This is a genomic window from Stenotrophomonas sp. 80084_Sma (assembly GCF_056481995.1).
In genome coordinates this window covers 1,431,110-1,451,812 of sequence record NZ_CM151177.1, presented here as the reverse complement: position 1 = coordinate 1,451,812, position 20,703 = coordinate 1,431,110, and the positions used below count along the sequence as shown (strand labels likewise).

The 20,703-nt window shown below is 61.4% G+C and carries 20 protein-coding genes; 3 read left to right on the top strand and 17 right to left on the bottom strand.

From position 1 onward, the window contains the following. Nucleotides 1-117 precede the first annotated feature (117 nt). Complete coding sequence (locus tag ACZK3W_RS06815) at nt 118-597, top strand: GIY-YIG nuclease family protein (protein WP_164086878.1); 480 nt, start codon at nt 118-120, stop codon at nt 595-597. 115 nt (nt 598-712) lie between these two features. Next, nucleotides 713-1,819 (top strand): hypothetical protein, encoded by a 1,107-nt coding sequence (locus ACZK3W_RS06810; protein WP_141097976.1) that lies wholly within the window; start codon nt 713-715, stop codon nt 1,817-1,819. Between the two features lie 172 nt (nt 1,820-1,991). On the opposite strand, the gene mobF is transcribed toward ACZK3W_RS06810, so the two are convergent. The 10 genes from mobF to ACZK3W_RS06760 all read right to left on the bottom strand — a co-directional run bounded on the left by mobF (nt 1,992) and on the right by ACZK3W_RS06760 (nt 14,960). After that, nucleotides 1,992-5,042 carry a MobF family relaxase gene (gene mobF / locus ACZK3W_RS06805; protein WP_478450596.1) on the bottom strand — a complete coding sequence of 1,017 codons (3,051 nt, stop codon included), beginning with the start codon at nt 5,040-5,042 and terminating at the stop codon, nt 1,992-1,994. 62 nt (nt 5,043-5,104) lie between these two features. After that, nucleotides 5,105-7,006, bottom strand: coding sequence for a type IV secretion system DNA-binding domain-containing protein (locus ACZK3W_RS06800; protein ID WP_164086876.1), 1,902 nt, complete (start codon nt 7,004-7,006; stop codon nt 5,105-5,107). After that, nucleotides 6,984-8,003, bottom strand: coding sequence for an ankyrin repeat domain-containing protein (locus ACZK3W_RS06795; protein WP_164086875.1), 1,020 nt, complete (start codon nt 8,001-8,003; stop codon nt 6,984-6,986). Before ACZK3W_RS06795 ends, ACZK3W_RS06800 begins: the two co-directional genes overlap by 23 nt. Nucleotides 8,004-8,198: 195 nt before the next feature. Further along, the gene (locus tag ACZK3W_RS06790) at nt 8,199-8,321 is read right to left on the bottom strand and encodes a hypothetical protein (protein ID WP_254918208.1); all 123 of its coding nucleotides are present in this window, start codon (nt 8,319-8,321) and stop codon (nt 8,199-8,201) included. A 246-nt stretch (nt 8,322-8,567) separates the two neighbouring features. Then, entirely contained in the window at nt 8,568-9,098 is a 531-nt protein-coding gene (locus tag ACZK3W_RS06785) for a hypothetical protein (protein ID WP_164086874.1), read from the bottom strand. A gap of 85 nt (nt 9,099-9,183) precedes the next feature. After that, complete coding sequence (locus tag ACZK3W_RS06780; protein ID WP_164086873.1) at nt 9,184-12,198, bottom strand: TraM recognition domain-containing protein; 3,015 nt, start codon at nt 12,196-12,198, stop codon at nt 9,184-9,186. A 2-nt stretch (nt 12,199-12,200) separates the two neighbouring features. Continuing rightward, nucleotides 12,201-12,695, bottom strand: coding sequence for a hypothetical protein (locus ACZK3W_RS06775; RefSeq protein ID WP_180860193.1), 495 nt, complete (start codon nt 12,693-12,695; stop codon nt 12,201-12,203). 64 nt (nt 12,696-12,759) lie between these two features. Next, nucleotides 12,760-13,908 (bottom strand): hypothetical protein, encoded by a 1,149-nt coding sequence (locus tag ACZK3W_RS06770; protein ID WP_057502222.1) that lies wholly within the window; start codon nt 13,906-13,908, stop codon nt 12,760-12,762. A 66-nt stretch (nt 13,909-13,974) separates the two neighbouring features. Further along, on the bottom strand, nt 13,975-14,586 hold the full coding sequence (locus ACZK3W_RS06765; RefSeq protein WP_164086872.1) for a hypothetical protein: 612 nt from the start codon (nt 14,584-14,586) through the stop codon (nt 13,975-13,977). 35 nt (nt 14,587-14,621) lie between these two features. Next, nucleotides 14,622-14,960, bottom strand: coding sequence for a hypothetical protein (locus ACZK3W_RS06760; protein WP_136191681.1), 339 nt, complete (start codon nt 14,958-14,960; stop codon nt 14,622-14,624). Nucleotides 14,961-16,047: 1,087 nt separating this feature from the next. Between ACZK3W_RS06760 and ACZK3W_RS06755 the strand changes: the two genes are divergently transcribed. Next, entirely contained in the window at nt 16,048-17,097 is a 1,050-nt protein-coding gene (locus tag ACZK3W_RS06755) for an HNH endonuclease (RefSeq protein WP_164089638.1), read from the top strand. A 21-nt stretch (nt 17,098-17,118) separates the two neighbouring features. On the opposite strand, the gene ACZK3W_RS06750 is transcribed toward ACZK3W_RS06755, so the two are convergent. The 7 genes from ACZK3W_RS06750 to ACZK3W_RS06720 all read right to left on the bottom strand — a co-directional run bounded on the left by ACZK3W_RS06750 (nt 17,119) and on the right by ACZK3W_RS06720 (nt 20,507). Further along, nucleotides 17,119-17,907 (bottom strand): hypothetical protein, encoded by a 789-nt coding sequence (locus ACZK3W_RS06750; RefSeq protein ID WP_164089637.1) that lies wholly within the window; start codon nt 17,905-17,907, stop codon nt 17,119-17,121. Between the two features lie 50 nt (nt 17,908-17,957). Continuing rightward, nucleotides 17,958-18,299, bottom strand: a complete 342-nt coding sequence (locus ACZK3W_RS06745) for a hypothetical protein (RefSeq protein ID WP_164089636.1) — start codon at nt 18,297-18,299, stop codon at nt 17,958-17,960. A 91-nt stretch (nt 18,300-18,390) separates the two neighbouring features. Next, on the bottom strand, nt 18,391-18,672 hold the full coding sequence (locus ACZK3W_RS06740; protein ID WP_143578698.1) for a hypothetical protein: 282 nt from the start codon (nt 18,670-18,672) through the stop codon (nt 18,391-18,393). Between the two features lie 502 nt (nt 18,673-19,174). After that, complete coding sequence (locus ACZK3W_RS06735; protein WP_049452731.1) at nt 19,175-19,534, bottom strand: hypothetical protein; 360 nt, start codon at nt 19,532-19,534, stop codon at nt 19,175-19,177. Continuing rightward, the gene (locus ACZK3W_RS06730; protein ID WP_024957697.1) at nt 19,524-19,739 is read right to left on the bottom strand and encodes a hypothetical protein; all 216 of its coding nucleotides are present in this window, start codon (nt 19,737-19,739) and stop codon (nt 19,524-19,526) included. The genes ACZK3W_RS06735 and ACZK3W_RS06730 overlap by 11 nt, the downstream gene beginning before the upstream one ends. After that, on the bottom strand, nt 19,726-19,944 hold the full coding sequence (locus ACZK3W_RS06725; protein ID WP_024957698.1) for a hypothetical protein: 219 nt from the start codon (nt 19,942-19,944) through the stop codon (nt 19,726-19,728). The genes ACZK3W_RS06730 and ACZK3W_RS06725 overlap by 14 nt, the downstream gene beginning before the upstream one ends. Before the next feature lie 338 nt (nt 19,945-20,282). After that, on the bottom strand, nt 20,283-20,507 hold the full coding sequence (locus ACZK3W_RS06720; RefSeq protein ID WP_139726877.1) for a hypothetical protein: 225 nt from the start codon (nt 20,505-20,507) through the stop codon (nt 20,283-20,285). Nucleotides 20,508-20,703 lie beyond the last annotated feature (196 nt).

Sequence of the window (20,703 nt, the reverse complement as noted above, 5' to 3'; positions counted from 1 at the left end):
GAAAACGGAGGTGATCGTATCTCGGCAAGGGCCCTTCGGGGCCTTTGTTCGTGGCGAGCCTTGACGAATCGGATCTTTCTTTTATGGGTATGTAGGTATACCCATCTTGGGAGGACTTTGAACTGGAAACGCAATCAGAAATACCTGCCTCGCCCACGCCATCTCTACGGGTTGTTCTTTGACAACGGGTGCTGCTACGTGGGGCAGACCGTCGATTTAAAGCAACGCGAGCAGCAGCACCGCAGTGCTCGTGGGGGCTGGCAGGGGCGCCGATTCTCGTTCGTGCCGCTGTCGAGCATGACGGGCACCCAGGCCGATGCGGAGGCTCACGAATACGCGTGGCGCTACAAGGCCTTTCAGCATGGCTGGCGAATCTATAGCAAGCCGCCGGGCCTCATCATCCGCAATCCGCGTCGCCGCACCACGGGGCACATGAAGTCATTGGCTGCGGGCTATACGTGGCCTGGTGCTGCGCCAACGCCGGCTGGGGGTGGGAGCATGGGGAGCAGCGGGATTGGGTGGACGGTGTTCAAGTGGTGTTTCGTCTACCCCGGTGTCCTGCTGCTGGTGCTGCTGGCCTTTGGGATTGGTCGGTGAAGCGAGGGCTCAAATAGGAATCGCTCGTATCGCCTACAAACTGCCTAAAGAAATCTGTTGCGCGCCTACGGAACGTGTCCTAAATATGTTGCCCTCACAAACAACAGGGGCTTCAATGACACTGCAACACGGATGGCAGGCTTGCCGAAACTGCCACGCTTCCAACAGCGATTTGCGCGTTGAGGGGCCATGGCATCTACGCGCCAATCCAGGCTACTGGGGCACCAGCGAGCCCACGGTTCTTGTGCTGGGATTCTCCAAGGGCGCCACTCAGATTTCCGCCTCTCAGTCAGGCAACTTCGACGGGGTTGCCTTCGCCGGCATGCGCCCTCGCCTACGCCAGGTTCTGGATGCGCTGGGCATCGACCTGGGAACGGAGACAGTCGATCAAGCCCTCTCGGCGTCAAGCCGTTGGCTGGGTGCCGCGTCGCTGATTCGCTGCGGCCTCTCGCTGGACATCGACGGCAAGCTGACCACCAGCGGCACCATCATGCCCAAGGCGGCTTCGGCGACGTTCACCCGGCAGGTCATGCGCTCCTGTGTGGAGCAGCACTTGAGCCCGCTGCCTGCCAGCGTCGAAAAGGTGGTGATGCTGGGAACCACGGATGCCTACATCAAAGGGGTCAAGGCCCTGATGGCAGACCGGTTCTCCGACTACCGGAACATCAACGAGGTGGCATTCACTGCGCAGGGCCGGACCTGGGTCTTCGCTGCGCACCCGAGCCCCGCCAACGGTGAGTTCAAGCACTGGCTGGGCGGGGACATGGGATCCGCGTCAGGGCGAAAGCTGCAGCTGGCTCTTAAGGCCCTTGGCTCAGCCCCTGTGGTGCCATCTGCAATCGCACCGACCGTTGCCGTTACAAAGCCCCCACGCCCCACTGCATCAAGCACTCCAACCCAGGCCCCAGTCGCCAAGGACAGCATTCCGATGACCAGCACCACCAATGACCGCTTTGCCCAGACCTTCCACCTGGTCCGCGGAGATGGGAAGAAGGTCGTTCCTGTCATGATGAAGAACAAAGACACGGGACGCGTGGCTTTCCGCCTGGCAAAGCAAGGGAATACAAAGGATGGAACGGTTGAAGTCACTGACGAGGCAGACCTCCTTCGCAAGTGCGAAAGCGGCCTCTACCAAGTCAGGGCGCAACCTTTGGACAAGTCGTCACCTGCCAACTTTATCCGCCCGCTTCATAACCACCGAATCGTGAAGAACCGAGCTTGATACGGGAGCAGGGGCCCGGCGGAAGCCGACGCCCACCCGCCTTTCCTCTTTCAGACTGCGGCGGCGAGTAGCCGCCGGCTCTTGAAAAGAACGCGGCCAGAGGGCCGCGCCTGAAAAGCGTCTTGAGAGGGAAAAGCCATGGGCTGCGGCTTCCGCCGCAACCCTGCGTTACTCACCGATCCATGCCCTGGCGCACCCGCTCGCGCTGGACGGGCTGTGCGACCGGCAACACGGGCTTGGCCTTCTGTCCTCGTGCCAGCTCGAACACCTCCAGCAGTTGGCGGGCCTTGCGCTCGGATTCGCTCATCTTCGCCACGGCCATCTTCGCTTGCTTCTGCTCCTGGTGCTCCTTCAGCAGGGCATCCAACTTGACCTCCGCGCCGCTGCGCTGCTGCCCCGGGCGGTTGGATGCCTTCTGCTCTACTTCCCCGACCTGCTTTTTCAGCAAGTCGTCCAACGTCACCTTGGCCCCGCTGCGCTGCGCGGCTCTGGTGTCCTTGACCAAGCCAGCGTCCAGCACGGTCTCCTTCAAGCGCTCCAACCCGAGCCGCTCGTTCAACCGCTCCACGTCATCGGACGTCGCATACATGCGGTAGGAACCCTTCGTGAGACGGGTAAAGGCCACCAGGGCGCTGTGGGCGTCGAGCATGCCCAGGTTCGCCAGGTGGTAGACCTCCCGCTTGCCCTGGCCTTGGCTCTTATGCACTGTCCCTGCGTAGGAATGCTGAAAACTCTTCATCTCAAAACTGTTGAACGTCAGCCGCCGCCCGTCGCCCTTGGTCTCCGAGCGAATGGACACGCTGATGTCGTAGCCGCCCGCCCTTGAGGGCTTGATGTTGTCCACCACGGCCTGGGTGCCATTGATGACCCCCAGGTCCTTGTTCTTCGCGGTGAAGACGATCTGATCGCCTTTGGACAACGCCAAGTCGAACTTGCGCCCCTTGTCCCGGGCCTCGATCACCACTTCGTCCTGGCCCAGCTCTCCCCGTTCTTTCAACCCAGCCCGGATGCCCGCATTGAGCGCGGCCACGTCTGCACGGGTGTGGGCGATGACCAACTTCTCCTGCATCGGGGTTGGGTCTTCGAAGTATTCGTGCAGCAAGCGCTCGCGGGCTTCCTTCTCCGTGGCCGTTTCGCGGATGGTGTCGAGCAACCGGGCCTTGATTTCGTTGCCCTTGTCGAGGGTCTGCGCCCGGGAACGGCTGGCCTTCTTCAGGTCGATGACCTGGCCGTTTTCATCGGTTGCGTAGAACGACAGCGCGGTGTCTCGGTCTTCCTGTTTGCCCTGGCGTCGGATCTCCGTGAGTTTGGCGTCGCCCACCGCTTGCTTGCTCAACTGAAAGCCGGACCCAGCCCCGATGGGCTGAAGCTGCTCCACGTCCCCCTGCATGATGACCTTCGCCCCAGCCTTGGCGGCGTAGCTGAAAAGCTTGTGGGTGTTGCGAGCGTCCACCATCCCGGCCTCGTCCACGACAATGACGTCCGTCTTGCGGAACTGCATCTTGCCTTCGTCCAGATCATGGAGCATCTGCGCCATGCTCACGCTGGACATGCCGCTTTCCGCCTCCAGCTTCTCTGCTGCTGCGTTGGAAACGCAGACACCCAGCAACTCGAATCCTTGGGTTTGGAAAGCGGCCTTAAAACATTCACTAATGGTCGTTTTGCCGGTTCCGGCGAGCCCGGAAAGATTGACCACGCCCCCGCTGCCCTGGGTGATGTGGTCCAGCGCGTGGCGCTGCTCTTGGGAGAGTTGAAAGCCCTTGGCCTTCTCGTAGTCTTTCACCACCCGGTCCACGTCGGCCTGGGGCACGTGGTGATGGGTTTCCTTGGCTCGGTCAATCGCGAAGGCCACCACCTCCTGCTCGATCTGGAGTATCCACGGGGCGCAGTAGCGCTCCTGGGTATGCCGCCTTGCCAGCGAGTCGCCCTTGTCGTCGTCGTGCAGGCGCATGGGGTTGACCAGCACCAGGCCGTGCTCCTTCTTGAACGCTTCAACCAAGCCGTAGAGCTCTGGCACGGTCACGCTGCCGGCGTATTCCTGGCCCAAGACCTCCAAGAGGTTGTGGTCGCAGAAGATGGCGTCGGTCTCATGGAGCCGCTCCAGCAGTTCTGCCGGGGATTTTTGCTCCATTTCGTGCGCGTTGCCCTTGGCCTGCTTCAGGCTTTCCGTGGATACGTCGAAGCCTTTCAGCGTGTCCTGCCAGTGCGCGATGAGCTCCTGGTAAGGCGGCTCGTCCTTGTCTTTGCGCGTGGCCAACGTGGCCTGCTGATTAGACACGTTGTGCTTGGCCGCGTAAGCGAGGATTTCCTTGCGGCGGTTGCCATAGCGATCCGTCACCTCCTCGTCCAGGCCCGCGATCCGCGCGTAGACGCGCCCGGTTTCCTGGCCGTCGTCGTCCAGTTCACGGATGCGGTCCACCCCATAGCCCAGCGCGTTCATGCCCTGGTAGAGCTCGGTCTTGTAGACCTCATCCATGGCTTTGCGGTAGCGGTAGATTTCTTCAGCAGAGAGGCTGGCCTCTTTGCCGTCGTTGCCCAAGGAAAGGTTGTAGAGCAGGTTGTGGGTGTGGAGGTTCGGGCCCATCTCCCCGGTCGCTTCGTCGGCTCGTGAGGCGTAGTGGTGATGGCTGCTCCAGATCAACCCATCCACCCCAATGACGTCTTTCCCGGCCTTGTTGCGCCGGGTTTCGGACATGGCTTCGAAGGCTGCCATCGCCCGCTGGACCGCGTTGCGGTGCGCGGCATGAATGGCCTCTTGCTCTGCCGGATCGGACGCCAGTGCAAACGCCACGGAGATATCCAGCGGTGCGCTGATTGTCAGGTCAAAGCCGATGCGATGCCCACCGGCCAGATACGTGACCACCTTGCCGTCTTTGTCGCGCAACGGGGCCTTGCCGGTCTTATCAAAGCGGACTTTGACCTGTCCGCGATCCCCGGCTCCGTGGCATAGCGCTCGACCGGTCTTGGGGTCAAATCCATCCGTCAGCGGAATCATCAGCTCTTCCGTGGCGCGGACGCCTGCCAGACCCAGGTGCTGGGCCAAGCCGCCGTAGAACTTCGATTGCGCCTCTTTGCTCGGCGCGGAGCGGCTGTAGTAGCCAACGGCCATGCTTGCCTGCTCGGCTTCTTCAGAGAGCTTTTCCTGGGCCAAGAGGTAGTAAATCGACGCAGAACCACCCTTGGTTCCCCCGGCGTTTCGCTTCAGCAGTGTGGTGTTGATCATGAGTTCTCCAGGTCCTGGCTATCCCTTCAGATCTACCAAAACCCAGCGACTCCACAACCCCACTACTTGCGGAAGATGGCTTCCAGCTCGTCGTCTGAAACGGCGCGGAGCTTCGGCGGCGTGGCACCGCGTTTTTGCAGCTCCGCGGCGGCCTGGTCGGCGGTCATCTTCAAGACCCGCTGGACCTCTGCGGCGCTCTGCGCGTCACACGGTGGCATGGGCTTTTGCTCCACCGGGCGAGCGCCCTGCTTCGTCCATTTCGCCCGCTTCTGTCCCTCTCGAACCTTCGGATAACTCACGCCAGGCCAGTCCAGCAGGAGCAAGTCACCGGTGGTCTGGACGATGGCCCGGATGCCCCACCCTTCAGGGCCGTATTGCTTTCCCTTCCTGGGTCCTAGATCATCGATCAGACGGCCGGGGGAAACTACGGCCCTCGACTCCTCGTGGAGCGTGGCGTTCTTGTCATGCGTGCGCCAAGCCACGGTTCTTTTGCCCATCTTGCCGGCCAGCTCGATCGCTGTTGCCCCGGCGGTCTTGCAGCAGACCACGGTGCCGATCATCGACTCGAACGCTTGGGCGGCCTTGTCTCCGTAGACGTCTTGGATCTGACTCAAGTCCTGCACGCAGGCGACCAGCGAGACGCCCTTGCTTCTGCCCACGGCGATCAGCGGTTCAATGTTCAGTTTTCCGGCCGTGGTCAGTTCGTCGAAGTAGAAGCCCAGGTGACGACCTCGCTCATCGTCTTTCAATGCCAGGATTTCCGGAACAGCAATGTTGACCATCGCGCTGATATACGCGCGTGCGAGCAATGGATCCGGCCCCGATTGCACTATCAGCTGTTTGCGTCCTTTGTATCCGTCTTGGATCCACGCCACCATTGAGAAGCTCCGCTTCGGGTCTCGCCTTGGCCACGCAGTCGCCAAGCGATCAATCACGGCGGTGCCGTTGGCCAGGCAGGCGAGGACACTGCCGGTCGTGTTGGAGTCCTCAGACGCGATCAGCATCGCTGCGCGAGGGAAGTAAACGGACATGGCCTCGAACATGGACTTGGCCGGCCTGGCGAGCAACGCAGCCAGGTCCGCCCAGCCCCAATCCCGTCGCCGGGTGGCCTGCAGTTCGCGGACACACCCCTCTAACAGGGTCTGAGCGGCAGTGGCCCAGAACGCACCGGCTCCGCTTTCCGGCGGGATGATCGACTGTGCAAATGCTGAGGCTTGTGTCTGCGTTGCGACATCTTGCCCCACGTCCCAGACGTAGCTCCGCCTATCAAACGGGCAGACGATCACCGGGCGCCGGAATATGGCCGTGAAATCCCCCTTGATGTCGTAGATGAACGCCTTTTTGTTCTTACCGACGACCTGAGCGAGGATGTGCTTGAGAATGACGGACTTGCCTTGGCCTGTTCCGCCCCAAATGAACATGTGCTGGGCCCAGTCCTTCTTTGATCGCATCCATTCCGGGTGGATGGAGACTGCGTGCGTCTCTGAACGAGACTCCTTTGGACTGAGAGAACGGCGACGGGCTTCGGCAACCGCTTCCTTGCCTTCAAGCAGTTGAGCTCCCGAAACGTGCCACTGGTTGGCTCGAGGGATTAACCCCCGTCGGGTCACCCACGCCGACACCCACCCTGCCAAGCCTGCCGCAACGCCGACCCGTGCCAACGTGCCAAACGTTGCCTGCTCCTTGGCCACCTCCCAGAATGCGGCGGCAGGCTCTCGGAATGAGATCGTGCCGGTGGCAAGGTTGCCCAGCGCTGCCAGGCTGCCAGTCAGTCCCTGACCGAAGTTCATCAGCGAGTGTGAGGATGGGATTTGCCAGCCCAGCCAGAGCGCGGCCGGATACGTCAGGGCTGCGATGACCGAACCGGAGAGCAACGCCTGGGGCCAATAACGCACCTCGCGGCTCGGTTCAATACTCGACGGAACCGTCCAGCTCCAGCAGTCATAGACCGTGGACTTGCTCACGTGCCTTCTCCCGGTGAGCATCGCCCGGCTTGCGCTCCTCACGATCCAACTGCCCCGGGTCCGCGCCTGCGGCCATGAGCTCCAGGCAGCACTGCGCGCGTTTGTGTTGGGCCGCCACATGCAGGGGAGTCTCCCCGCGGGGGTTCCCCAAGGCGGGGTCCGCGCCGGCCTCAATCAACCGACGAACGATGCCGGGGTGGCCGTGGCGCGCGGCGAGGTGTAGCGGCGTCTCGCCGTTGGCGTCGGGCACATTGGGCTCGGCATGCATGCGCAAACAGGCCTCCACCCCATCGAGGTTCCCGGTCGTTGCGTTCTCGCAAAGCCACGTCTGCCAAGGGGCTCCGTATAGCCCCAAGTGCGGGGCATGCGCATGGGCTGCTGCCAGCACCTGGCTACCATGCATCGTGGTTAGCGCTTCTCGATAGGTCGCCTTGACGTGGTCCGCCGCCAACCGGGCTTGGGCATCGGGGACCTCAAACCGCCGGAGCAGTTGGGCGATGTCCAGAGGCGGCTGAGACGGCACCGGCAGTTCAGGCAGGGCTCGGAGGGCCTGGAGCTGCTTCGCTGCGGAACGGTTCGACTGGACCTGGTCGATGGATTCCCTCAGCTCTCTCAACAGCCCCTCCCGCTGCTCGGCCGGGAGCAAGGCGTAGGCGGAGGCCAGGGGTTTGTGGCCCAGCACGCCGGCATGGATGGCTGCGTCGAGCGGGTGAGCGGACAGGTCCGGATCGACCTGAAGCAATGCGGCGTGGCCGCCCTGCCCCAGCTCCAGGGAAATGCGGTTGGAGAAACGGCTGGGGGTCAGCACCCAGTCAAAACCAGCGTCGGTTTGGGTGTCCAACCCGGAAACCTGGGCCTCTCGGCAGAACCGCGTGGCCAGGTCCAACACTTCCCGCGCATCGGCGGCAGCGGCGGCCGCGTGATGCTTCCCGTAGAACTGGGCCAGCGTCAGAGGGTGGAGAATGGGATAAAGCAACGGCTCGTGGGGACGATTCAAGAAATCGCCCCCACCTGGGTTGCCTACTGGGTTGTCGTGTTGGGGTTCCATCCCCTTTGCATACCGTCTTTTTCGGTTTTGGCAATCAGCAAGCGATCTTGATGATGAAAGCCGCGCCAATCAAAACCCCGGTTTGCAGGAAAAGCGAAACGGTGTGCAGATCCATCTGCTCCAAATCCTCCTTCAACCACGTCATCATGCCAGCAACCCCGCCACGTTGGCGGCCACGTAGCTCACCACCGAAAACGCGCCCAAAGTGATCAACAGGTTCCCCACATTGTCCACGGCATACTCGTAAGCATCGGCAAAAATATACATAGGGACCTCCCCCGGTTGTGTTTAACTGATTACAGTCAACCACATCTCACAAAACTGGCAACCCTGAAAATCTCGATTGATCGACACTTTTGATGTTTAGTCAAAACCTTTCTTCTCTTTTCCAACCCCCACCCCGCCGCTTTTGACGTTTGCTTTTATGGGTAGATCGATCCACTCACAAACAAGGGAACGCGCCCAACAAAAAGGGCCCCGAAGGGCCCTGGATGCGGCGCGGGGAATGGACCGTCATTGACGGTAGATGTTCTTCTGGACTTGGGCCTCGTGCTTGTCCCAGTCGAAGTTCGCCTCATAGCGCTTCATGAAGTCTGCTTCCTTCTTCGCGCTGGCGGCGTAGTGCGCGTAGCCCAACTTACCAGGCCCGATGGTTTGCTGCCGCTGGGCCGCAGTCAGCATGGGGATGTTTTCCCCCAAGGATTGCCCCCCGTCCTTCTGCTGGCGCTTCTGTCGCCATTCGTCCACGGTGCTGAACACCACTTGGGCGTGCTTGTCTTTGGGCGCGTCTTCAGCGCGCTGCTGCACCTGTGCGTGCAAGCGCTCTCGTGCGTCGGTGATCTCGTCGGGCTTGGCTTGCTTGGCCCAGTCCAAAACGGCTTGTTGCTTCTCCTGGATATCGGCCTGGTCCTTCGCCAGCGACTGGTCGAAGACTGCTTTCTTCTGCGGTTGGTGGTCGTTTGGACGCTCTCCGGCCAGCTTGGCTCGCCGTTTATCGCGAGCGCCCAGCAGGTCGTTGAAGACGTCGAAGTGGGCATTGCTCATAAAGTCCTCCTTCAAGGAAATGGATGGTTAGGTCAGCATTGATCGATTTTGGGAAAGGGCAAGGGTTGCCTTGCCCTTTTTGGGCTCAGTCGTTGGGCATCATCTCGGCCAAGTCCGTGCGGCTCACGCCTGCCCGGCAGAGCGAGACAATCGCATTGCCGCGTGCAGCGGTCAGGGCCGGGTATTCCTCTTCCAGGAAGAGCGGCAGGACCTCCCGCTTGCCCCCTGTGGGCATGTCGATGTCCCGTGCCAGCTCCTCTTGGCCCACCGTGTCTTCAGCCCCGACGCGCCATTTGCGCCCCGTCGCCGGATCCACGCGAAGCGCGCTCAAGCGGCCTGCGCCCTGCATCAGCATTTGCTCGTAGGCCGCTGCATAGGGGTGGTTCGGGTCGTTGAGAACGCTGTGGCGGAAGTTGGTCAAGCCACCCGAGAAATCGATGCCACGCGTCGGCTCCTTGAAGGTGGTCAACTGAGCCTTGCCCAGCCGCTTCATCAAGTAGTTGCGTGTGACAAACGAGTGGTTGAGCGCGATGACCGATTGCATGGTGTTGGCCAGCAAATCGGCTTCGTTCTCCGACCCGTAGGTGTTGATAAGGCTGTCGTGGCCCTGCACCGCGATCACCGGCATCAACCCCAGGCTTCGGGAGGTGCTGAAGAGCAGCACGTCGTCCGAAGTCAGCAGCAAATGCGCCTCGTCCATCATCAGCAGCACGTCGGTTTGGCCCGGCAGCATTTCGCGCCACTTGTCGCCGTGCGCCCCGCGTGCCCGAATGCCGTTCATGACACGCTGCTTGAGCAACCGCTGCATCATGTCGCCCGCTTCGCCGAACTGCGTGGGGGGCAGGAACAAGCCCACGAACTTTCCGTAAAGCGCTTGGGAGACGTCCACTTCCCCACGTTCAACGGAATGCCACGGGATGTCATCCGCCGTCCGGAGCTTTTCACCCCGAAGCAGTTTTTCGATGAGCCCCCGCGAGTTCAACGTGAAGGACTGGCGCTGCTCCTTATGCATTGCGGGAACGCCCAGCAATGCCCATTCCAACGAGCTTTGCAGCTGGGACATGGGACGCAGCAAGTCGGGATGGACGGTCTCGGACCGGGTGGCCAAGCGGTTGTGGTAGTCCCGGGAGTAGGCGGCATAGGCCTCCCGCTCTTCGTCCGTGCTAGACGTATCCGGGCGCTCCAACCCCAACCAGTTCACCAACTCCAGCACGCGAGCGCTGGCAATCTCCCCGCCACGCGGGGTCGGCACCACCTGCTCGACCATCGCCAACAGCTTGGCATGGTGGAATGGGGTGTAGAACCAGTTTCGGGAAGCCTCCGCTACGATCGCGTAGGTGCCCATCTGCTCTTCCACGCGAGCCAGCGCCGCTTCCAGGTCTTCCAAGCCCATGCCGCGCTTCTCCAGCTCTTCCCGCTCCAACAGCATCATCAACCGGGCGTGCTCCAGCCCTTCCAGCTTGGCGATGCAGAAGTTTCGGTAGGCCTGCTCATGCTGGCATGCGGCTTTTAGGATGATGCCGGTGTGGAAGAGGAAGGCGTCGCCACCATCGCTCCAGAGCTTGGACTTCTCATCGACCTTGCCACCGGTCGCGCCGCGAAGAGCCTTGGTGATTTGATCGGGCTCCAGGCCCTCGTAGGGGGCCACCGACATGCCTGCGCGCACGACGATATCAAACGCGTCCTTGCCCAAATCGGAGATGATGGCGCCGTCCTTCGCGTCCAGGATGAGTGCTCCACCCCCGCTGCGCTTCGCATCAAGAACGGTCTCGCCCGCGGCGCTCCCCTTCAGTTCATTCCGCAGTCCTACGGCCAATGCGGACTCGCGATAGCGACGGGCCAACGGCCGCAGCACGCTGAAGGACTTGCCCGAACCGATACGCCCGTAGACGATCAGGCCTTGGGTCAGGTCGCGCCAGGACAGCATCATCACCGTGCCCTTGTCCGGCGCAAAGCCATGGCCGCGGTCGTTCAGGTGACCAGACGCTCGACCCACCTTCAAAAGCGGGGTCTTGTCGCGCAACGCTTCGGCAGCCTGCTGCTCGCGGGCCTTCACGTGGGACTTGGACAGGGCCCCCTGGGTCGCCAGGTTGTTGTCCAAGTTCTGCAGATAGAGGCGAGCGGCCGTTTGAACGAAGTTGCCTTCCGTGAACTGCAGGGCATACATGGCCGCGATCACAAACGCCACGGCCACGCCCATTCCGTCCGGGAGAAGGGAGCCGATCCCCACCAGGGCCAAGATCACCACCATCCACTTCATCATCTGAATGAAGCGCTCGGCGGTTCCGCCCAGCACGCCCCGGTGGGGATGCGAGGCCGCACTCAGGAAGGCCGCGAACAACAGCAGGCCAGGAATGGTCAAGATCAGAAGAACGATGCCCGCCATTTTGGCAAAGCCCGCAGCGACCGCCATCATCCCCGCTCCCGTGTTCATCGGGTCAACCGCTGCTTGCCCCATGCTGGCCGCGTCCACTTGGAGCGCGGACGACAACGCCGCCGAAGCGGTTGCAATCAGCACGGGCAGCACCATCAGGGCCAGGCCCTTGAAGGCTTCCTTCATCCCTTCCGCTTGCTTCAACGCAACAAAGTAAGGAATCGCGGCCAGCAGCACCACGTAACTAAAAGCGCCAATGAGCGAGCCCAAGAAGTATTGAACCGCACCGATCAGCGGGAAGGCCAGATACATCAGCGAGGTTGCAGTGCTGTCGCCGCCCAGCGCCATGTCGTCCCCCAGCACGAAGCCTTCGGCACGACGTCCTTCCTTGGTGATGATCATGCGGGCCTGGGTGTTGCGCAGATCCTCCGGAACCTTCGGCCACCACGGATGGAACTGGTCCAGATCCAGTTCTTCGGGCACAACCAGTGCCATCTCTTTCTCGTCGAAAACAGCGCCCGCTTCGACCGCCATGTCTACGTCCTCCGGGGGAACGTCCAGCACGCGGCTCTTCACGCGGTCGCTCACGTCAAAGCGCCCGACCAAGTTTTCGTAGCGGTCATTGCCGTCCAGAATGATTTGCTCCAGCGTGCTCGACGCTTGATCGTCCTTCTTGAACAGCTTGCGGCCAATACCGACCGTCCAATCCATCAGCGATAGCAACATGCTCAGTGCCTCCCGTTGTTGTTGTTGTTGGTTTGAGATAGCGCCTGACACGCCACGATTTCCTGAGGCGTGATGGTGCCGCTCGTCCATTTCTTTTTGCACTCGTTCAACGACAACGAGGGCGCGAGTTGGATCGCCGCCGGCGAAGGGCGTGTTCCTTTCACTTTGTTGACGACCAATGCCCCAAAGCAAAGGGCCACGCACGCGGCGGAGGTGACAAGAAAGCCGGCTTTGGACACATGTTTTTCGCTGGCGTGCCGAACCTGGCTGGCGCGCAGGCCGTCCATCCTCCAGGCATCAAAGTCCTCATCGTTTGCCACCGGCATCTTCCGGTCCGCCCGCAGGTAGTAATACGAGGTCAGGACGTTCTCTCGGCAATCGGAGAGCCCAAATCTTTCTGGGTTACCAATGAAAAATCGCCCATGCAGGTTGAGCCACTTCGATCCGAAGTGGAGCTTTCCGGGCTTTCGATACTGCGTAAACAACCACCCAAACATTTTTCCTCCCATCTTTCATGGATACACATTCTTTCTAGCAAGGCTTTCGATAAGCGCAAGCACCTCACCTGATCTTTTCTGCCCACGCGTCGATATCGCTGTTGGCTTGGTCCTGCCAATCGTTTTTCGGCTCGGGTTTAGCAACAGGCTTGGGGGCCGGCTTGGGCTTTGCAGCTGGTTTCGAAACCGGCACCGGCTTTGACGCCGGGGCAGTTGCCGGGGTCTGGGCCTTAGGTGGCTCTGCCAGCACCGGGGCTTCCACAACCGGGGCAGCGACCGCGGCCTTCTCTTCCACCGGGGCAGTCACGGGCTTGGGCTCCTCGACCTGGGGCGGCGCGGATACAACCGGAGCAACTGGCACGGCGACGGGGGCCGGGGCAGTCACTGCTGCAGCCGGTTTGTCTTGGAGCGGAGCGGTTTCGCTGGAGCGGTGAGTGGTCCACCACGCCAACGCCCCACCCAGCACAAGGACGGCCACGCCCGACCCAGCCAGAAGTTGCCAGCCCTTCTTGTTGCTGGCCTTCGCCGACGCCTCACCGGCCGGATTGGCCTTGAGGGCTTCCGGTTTCACCGGGGCCCGGGTCGACGTCGCCTTGGGGGCCGGTGCCGGGGCTTGAGCTGACTTGCTCGGTTCGGGGTTCGGAACAGACGGGGCCACCAGCTCGGCCGGCACTGGAGCGGCAGGCGTTGCGTCCACGGCTTCACTGACGGCAGGCGCAGGAGCGCTGACCGGCTCTTTGATGACAGGCGCGGGGCCTGCTTCTGGTTCTGGTGTCGGCTCGGGAACCACCTCCTCAACAACCGGCTCGGGCGCTTCGGGAGCGGAATCAGTTTGAACGGGCTCGGGCTCAATCACCCGCGGCTCGGGCTGGGCAGTCGCTTCTTGCTCGACCAACGCTTGGGCGCGCTCGGCCTCCAAGCGCGCGTTCTCGGCGGCTTCGGCTTCCCTGCGCGCCTTGGCCTCTTCCGCACGCCGGGCCAACGCTTCTTGCGCCTCTCGCCCCTTCTCAGCGGCGACCGAGGCCGCTTGCTTGGTTTTGTCTGCCAAGGCTTTGCCAAAACTTGCAGCCAGCCGGCCTGCGGTTTTCAAGTTTTCTTTTGTCGCATCGCTGACGAGCTTCTCCGCGTCCGTGGGCGCGGTGGTCTTGGCTTGTGCTGCTTTGGCGAGCAGCTCGCGCTGCTTGCGTTGTTTGATGAGTTCTTCGGGTGTCATGGTTCCTCCCAGGCGCTTGAAAAAGATTTGAGCCAAGGGGCTTTCGCCCCCCAGCTCTCGGTTGGCTTAGCGAACGTCGGGGATCGGCGAAACCGTGATGGCGTAATCGCCCCGGCCGCACTGGTCATCGACCGTGGCGTTCTGAAGCGCGCCGCGCTTTGCCAGCTCAACGACCGGCACCTGGCACACGGCGGTGTCCGCACCGCTGAAGGAGACCGTCAGCTTTTCCTTGCTCGCCTTCAGGAGCGCGGCCAGCTTGTCCAGCGTGGCAGCGGTCTTGGCACTCACCGGCTGCATGTCAGCGGCCGGATAACGGATGACCAGCTTGTCCAGGGCTTCGGCCTGGCCGTCCTTGGCTTCAACGGTCTTGGTATGCACCTGAGCATCCAGCCCCGCAGCCTTGGCAGCGTCGGCCACTGCTTGGGCTTCCTGGACCTGCGCGCGATACGACGCGACCCCGCCAACGACCGCGCCGGCAGCGCACGCCGTCAGGGCCTTGTCTTTCTTGCCGGTCAGCAGAGCGATGCCTGCACCGGCAGCGCAGCCAATCCCGCCCGCCTTGAACAGGCGCAGCTTGTCGGTCTTCTTCTGGGGTTCGGGCTGGGGGGTGTCCTGGGCAAACGAAAGCCCCGGAGCCAGCAACGCGGCGATGGTGAGAGTGAGGATGAAACGCTTCATGGGTATGCCTCCTTATGAGGTAGTTGGGAAAGGGGTTAGTAGGGCTTGGGAGGCAGGAACGCCGGATTGGCTACCGGCCCACGGCTTGCTGCTTTGGTGGCCGGTTGCTTGGAGAGGGTTTCGGCGTCGGGTTCTTGCTGCGCCAGGAACTGGGAAAACGCTTGAAGGGTTTTCACCACCAGGTCCTCGTTGGCCTGAAGCGCCGCGCTCTGCTCCGCTCGCAAGTCAGCCAGCGCGCTTTCTAGGGCAAGGGCATTCCGCGTTTCGGATTCGCGGACCGTGGCTCGGATGTCGCCCAACGCATCGGACGCCTCCAGCCCCTGAACCACGCCCCGGTTCTTTTCCAAGACCGCCAGGCGCAAATACTTGTTCAAGGAAACGCCTTGCTCTTTCGCGCAATACCGCGCGCTCTCCAACTCATCGGGAGCGATGCTGAAAGATTTGGTTAGAAGCGACGGACGACCCACTTAACCCCCTGCAATGAAAATCCATACCCAATGGATTAGCAGGAGTTTTTGGAAGCGCAAGTGGGCTAAGCCGTTTTTCTGCTGTTTTGCTGGGATGCCGGCCATTTTTCAGCCGAACTGTTGGCCAAGTTGTTAGCCAAGGCTAAAAGAAAGGCGCCGCAAGGCTTGGATGGGTGGAAACGCTGCGCGTTTCTAGCCAAGCCGGAAAAACACTTCAGTGCGACTTGTGTATGGCCTACTCCCTTCACCCTTCGGTAAACCTTGAACGGTGAATGGGCAGCCAATCTCTTTCCCCGCAGTCCTCCCCCCAGTTTTCGTTCCACCGATCTTGCTCTTCCGGTTTTCAGGGGTAGAAGTAAAGGAAAGTCCCAACCCTTAACGAACCCGGAGACCCCAGTGCCCCTCACTCCCGCCACGCTCAGCCGCTCAAAAACGTTTTCGCCAGCCCCCGCAGCCTTCCTCCCCACCCAGCCAGCTCCCCACCTCCCCACCGACTCCGTCCCCCCTGTCTCAAAAATCCGGGACCACCGTTTTCCCCACTCCCGCGCCCTGCCCCTGTTCGCTTTAGTCAAGCGGAGGCCAGCATGGGATCGCGTAAGTGGTTGGGTTCAGTCACGCTGCCGGGGTGTTCGGAAAGCCCTGTCTCCATCCGTTTTAGTCAACTCTGCTTGGGGGTTCGGGTGGTGGAGTGCTGCGGTTCTTGCTTCCCTTTCGGGTGCTTGGAAAGCCTTGAGTCAATCCGTTTTAGTCAAGCGGGCTGACCTTGCTCTCGTTCGCTGTCCCCCGGCTTTCGATCAGCGGTTGCGGGTTGAGTGCTGGCCTGGGAACGGATCGGAGAAGCGGGTTGTTGGTTTGAGATCGGCGGTTGTTGGGACGGTTCGACAGGCCCGGAAAAGCGTTTTAGCCAAATCTTTTTCAGGTTCCTGCGCTCCCCCTCTGCCCCTGCCTGGGAATCCGGGTGCCGGGGCTTAGTTGAACGAGTCGGAGGTGCGCCGTGCTTGACCTTGCCCCCTTTGTGGATGCCATCGCCCGAGCGGATGCCCCGCTGGAAGGCAAGGCCAACGGCTGGCAACGCAAAGCTGTCTTGTCCGAGTTCGGCAACGCCTGCGCGTTCTGCTCCGCTCCTCTGGACCTGTCCTCTCCCAAGTCTTGGACGGCTACGTCGCTGGTGCCTGCGCAACTGGGAGGGCCAACTTCCGTGGTCGAAAACTGGGTGCCTGCCTGCCGTTCCTGCGCTGCTGCCAAGGGACTGCGAGACGTGGTTAGCTGGTCGGACTGGCAAGCGTCAGCGGCCCCTGACCGGGTTGCCCTGCTGACGGAGCGGCGGCGCTCTGCGTTGCTGTATGCAGAGAACCACCTCACGCCGTTGAGCCGGCACTCCAAGCGCGAGCGCGTGCTCTCCCACCTGTCGGCGCGTTTCTCAAAGCCCCGCTTCCGGGTCTACGCCTGGTCGGGTGAGATGGATGGGGAGAGCTTAGGCCTGGTGGGCTGGAGCACCCGGTCAGGCGATGCCTTGGCACTGAGCGAGGCCCTGCTGGCGTTACGAATGCGGGACGGGGGCGAGGTGCTGGCAGAGGGCCAGGTGACGCTTCTGCGGGTGCCGGTAGACGCGTTCCTGAGGGCCGTGTGGTCGCTGATTGAAGACCACGGGATCGTCGTGCAGCTGGACGTGCCAGGCGGCGGCCCGCTCGATGCAAACGAGTGGAGAGAGTGCTGGCGCCACCGAGTGATGGACCCTGTCAGTAACCACAAGCGCGTCCCGATGACCGGAGGCCCGTTGCTGCCTCATGCTCCCAAAGTGCTGTCCACCAACCCGGATTCGGTTCGGCGGCTGGCCCAGCTGAAGGCCGCTAAGCGGGCTGACCGGTTGGATGAAGCAGAGCTGGCGTATCGCGGGGCTATGGCCCGGAAGAGCAAATACCTGGAGCGGGTGAAGCGCGGCCTGGAGGCCCCGATGCCGCTGGACGAATACCGGGCGTGGAGCGATGAGGTTAGATCTCTACAGACTGTCTGGGCGCGATTGGTAAACGAGAGCACGGGCTAACGCTCGGCGCGAAATGCTGGCCTATGCACCAATGAGGTATTCGTTGCCCTTGATCTTCTGCAGGTAGGCCCACGTCCCAGACAGCGCCAGGTTCGAGGGGGTTGTTTGCAAGCGGAAGGCGCGATCACGGTAGGCATCGCCCGAGTCGCAGTAGGCGGTGATGAAGTCGTAGCCCTCCTTCCCATGGAAGCGGAACCGATCCCCTTCTACACACTTCAGCAAGGCCTCGGGGAAGCATTCCAGCACCTTGCGCCTCCCGAACTTGACGGTCAGCGTCGGCGGCCCGTCCTCGTCAAACACCACCTCGTATGAGCTTGCCTCGATTTTTAGCAGCTCGGACAGGTGATAGATGGTTCCATAGCCGTCGTTCTCCACCTCACCACACATGATCGCCATGCGAGCCACGGCCGGGAAATGCTCCCAGCGCCAGTTCTGAATCCTGTGGGGATAGGGGAACCAACGCTTCTCCAAGCACTCGGGCACTAGCGCGTGAAGTTTTTTGGCGTTGAACCGTGGGCTCCTTGAAACAATGGAGCCGGCTTGGGCGATCAGACCGCGGATCTGCTCCACGTCGAGGCTCTCCCCTTTCAGCCGCTCATCTGGGATACCGTGTGCCTTGAACGCCTCTTCCGAGGAAGGTCTGGCCACCTCCTGGTAGCCGGTATACATGGCAGCAGGACGCGCTTTGCCGTCCTGCCCCTTCTCGACCAGCACGCACATGATGTGAATGATCGGGTCATCTCGCGTCACGCCAGTTGTGTCGCACTCGACCAGGAGCACGGGGAAGTCGATGGGCTTGATCCTTGCCATGGTTACAGCATCCCTGACGCATGAGGCGGAAGTCGGTCTAAGCCCACATCCTACAGCTCGCCGGCCTCCGCCTCACCATTGGCTTGTTGGTAGAACCACCCTGCATAGGGAGAGTTCTTCACCAAGTGCCGGTTCCAATCCGGCTCCCCGTCCGTCCACCACACCGGGCCACGTTCGCCCAAGCCCGTTTTCGCGCTGTCCACGGCGCGCCGTGCGGCGGCGAGTGCTTCCCCATCCTGGTTGGCTTTTGCTGACTTCACGGCACGCCGGGCGTCCATCAGCTCGTGGACCAGTCGCTCCCTCTGCGGCTCGCTTAGGCCCGGGTTGGTGGTTCGCCAGAGGCGCCCGCGGACGATGAGGTAACGGCCGTCTGGTGTGATGAGGGGATCCATGCTGGGGAGCGTATGGGGTGAGCGGTGACGGGGGAGCAGACAAAAGAAAGGCGGCACCCTGGCCGCCTTTTGTCTCCCCCCATGCCTCACCTCACCCAGCTCGTTGCTGCTCCTCACGCCAAGCGTTGAGCAAGGTTTTGAACGTCGGGTTGGCCTTTGTGACAACAAACTCTCGGCCGTCTGCCATCAGTCTATTATCGTTGTGACAGTGCGCCTCGTGGACGGCGATCCAGCGAGAGCCCCAAGAGAAGCCCTCTTCCTTTTCGAAGCTGACGGGCTCCAGGGAGACTTCGGAATAGTTTTCCACTAAACCCGGGTTCAGCCCCAAGTCGATCATGACGGATTCTTCGGCAGTGAAAGTATTGTTTTTCATGTTGGTCACCTTTTTGGCCTTTTCGGTCAGCAGTATTGCCTTCCTATGAATCCAGGTTACGACAGGACATAAAAATGTAAACCCTAAAACAACACATTTATTTGACTAAAGTGCAGAACTGACGGGCAGCCGCAGAAAACCCGAAAACCCGAAAACCCGAAACGCCTCACATTTCCCGCCCAGCACTGGGCCCGGCGGAAGCCGAGGCCCCACCTGCCTTTTCTCCACCACGCTTTTGCTTTGAGCCGCTTTTGCCGTTGCCTTCTCTCTCCTAGAGCTCAAAAGAACGCGGCCCGGGGCCGCACCTGAAAAGCCCCCTCCGGGGAGGTTAGGACATGGGCCGGGGCTTCCGCCCCAGCCACCGCTCTACTATCCCCCAACCATCTACCCCTGCCCCCATCAAAGGGGCACCTGCCCCTTCCGAACCAGTGTCCGCCAGACTGCAGACATAAAAAAGGCGACCCTCAGGCCGCCGCTTCCCCTCCCCCGTTTGTTCCCCGCCTCACCTGCTCTGCTCCAGGCACCGGTCAACCAACTGCCGCATCGCCTCGCCCAGCGAGATCCTAGCAGCTCGTGCGTCTTGGATCAGGCTCTTGGCCACTTCTTCAGAAACTTTGGGATCGGGCAGCACCGCGCCGTAGCGCATCCCATCAGGCCCATGCTGGGCACGGACCCGGGGCCCGAACGGCTGGCGGATGTCGGCATGGGCGGCCACCAGGGCAGCCAATGCACTGCTGGCCGTGAGCCCCTGCTGGCGAGCGAGAGCCCGGAATGCGGCCGCCTTGGCCGGGGCAATGCGAACCGTGGGCAGCCGGCGCGGGGCCGGCTGCTTGGGTCGGATGGCGTAGGGGTTACGAACCACGAGCGATCTCCTGCAAAACGCTATTGCTCCTCTTTTTTAAATCTTCTTTGTGGAGCTTGAGAAGCTCTCGCATATCTAGGACATGCGCATCGCTTTCAATCAGAACGTTGGATGCATCGACGTAGATCAGCTCTTTCTTCGGTCCAGACAACCGGCGCGGGGCCGGTTGCTTGGATTGGATGGCATAGAGCTTAGGCATCTTCATCCTCGCCCTCCTGTCCGTAGGCCCAAACAAAACGCGTTTCATCCACGATGCGCATGTTGCGCCAGCCCAGTTTCTGCTCCAGATCTTCCATGCCGGCTTCGGCTTCGGCGAGTGTCGAGTATTCCGCGTTGTCGATGGGCTCCCAGTTGCTGCTCCAGCTGTTGGTGGAGTAGTCAGCTTCGATGGTGAAAGTGTTTTTTTGCATGGCGGTTACCTTTTTGGCCTTTTCGGTCAGCGGTATTGCTTTCCTGTAAATCCAGGTTACGACAGGCCCTGAAAATGTAAACTCAAAAACAACACATTTATTTGACTAAAGTGTAGAACTGACGGGCAACCGCAGAAAACACGCAAACCCTGAAACGCCTCACGTTTCCAGCCAAGCACCGGGCCCGGCGGAAGCCGAGGCCCCACCCGCCTTTCCTCCACAACGCTTTTGCTCTAGCCGCTTTTGCCGTTGCTCTTTCCACCCGCCGCCAGCCATAAAAAAGGCGACCCATGGCCGCCTGTCTTTCACTGCCACCCGAGGGATGGCGTAGGACCTGCTCATAGCTCTGCAGCGATTTCCTCGTGATCCAACGCTTCGGAAACCTCGGCCAGGGTGGCATACCCGCGGAGACTGGATTGGTGTTTCCCGTCCGAGAGTTCCCAGCGCGGCATGGCTTCGCAGTTGTTGGCGGCTTCCATTTTGACGTGGAGCCCAGCTTCGGAGAGTCGCAGTCCCAAACGGGCGGCGCGGTTTTCGAGGGTTTGGCGGCGAGGGGTTTTCATGATGAATCCTTGTTTGGTTTTCAGGTCAGCGGTATTGCCTCCCTACAAATCCAGGTTACGACAGGGCATAAAAATGTAAACTCAAAAACAACACATTTGTTTGACTAAAGTGCAGAACTGACGGGCAACCGCAAAAGACACCAAAACCCTGAAACACCTCACACTTCCAGCCAAGCACGGGCCCGGCGGAAGCCGA

Coding starts and splice junctions, on each gene's coding strand:
- ACZK3W_RS06810 (WP_141097976.1), top strand. CDS start 713: ATGACACTGCAACACGGATGGCAGGCTTGCCGAAACTGCCACGCTTCC.
- mobF (WP_478450596.1), bottom strand. CDS start 5,042: ATGATCAACACCACACTGCTGAAGCGAAACGCCGGGGGAACCAAGGGT.
- ACZK3W_RS06790 (WP_254918208.1), bottom strand. CDS start 8,321: ATGTATATTTTTGCCGATGCTTACGAGTATGCCGTGGACAATGTGGGG.
- ACZK3W_RS06785 (WP_164086874.1), bottom strand. CDS start 9,098: ATGAGCAATGCCCACTTCGACGTCTTCAACGACCTGCTGGGCGCTCGC.
- ACZK3W_RS06780 (WP_164086873.1), bottom strand. CDS start 12,198: ATGTTGCTATCGCTGATGGATTGGACGGTCGGTATTGGCCGCAAGCTG.
- ACZK3W_RS06775 (WP_180860193.1), bottom strand. CDS start 12,695: ATGTTTGGGTGGTTGTTTACGCAGTATCGAAAGCCCGGAAAGCTCCAC.
- ACZK3W_RS06770 (WP_057502222.1), bottom strand. CDS start 13,908: ATGACACCCGAAGAACTCATCAAACAACGCAAGCAGCGCGAGCTGCTC.
- ACZK3W_RS06765 (WP_164086872.1), bottom strand. CDS start 14,586: ATGAAGCGTTTCATCCTCACTCTCACCATCGCCGCGTTGCTGGCTCCG.
- ACZK3W_RS06750 (WP_164089637.1), bottom strand. CDS start 17,907: ATGGCAAGGATCAAGCCCATCGACTTCCCCGTGCTCCTGGTCGAGTGC.
- ACZK3W_RS06745 (WP_164089636.1), bottom strand. CDS start 18,299: ATGGATCCCCTCATCACACCAGACGGCCGTTACCTCATCGTCCGCGGG.
- ACZK3W_RS06740 (WP_143578698.1), bottom strand. CDS start 18,672: ATGAAAAACAATACTTTCACTGCCGAAGAATCCGTCATGATCGACTTG.
- ACZK3W_RS06730 (WP_024957697.1), bottom strand. CDS start 19,739: ATGAAGATGCCTAAGCTCTATGCCATCCAATCCAAGCAACCGGCCCCG.
- ACZK3W_RS06725 (WP_024957698.1), bottom strand. CDS start 19,944: ATGCAAAAAAACACTTTCACCATCGAAGCTGACTACTCCACCAACAGC.
- ACZK3W_RS06720 (WP_139726877.1), bottom strand. CDS start 20,507: ATGAAAACCCCTCGCCGCCAAACCCTCGAAAACCGCGCCGCCCGTTTG.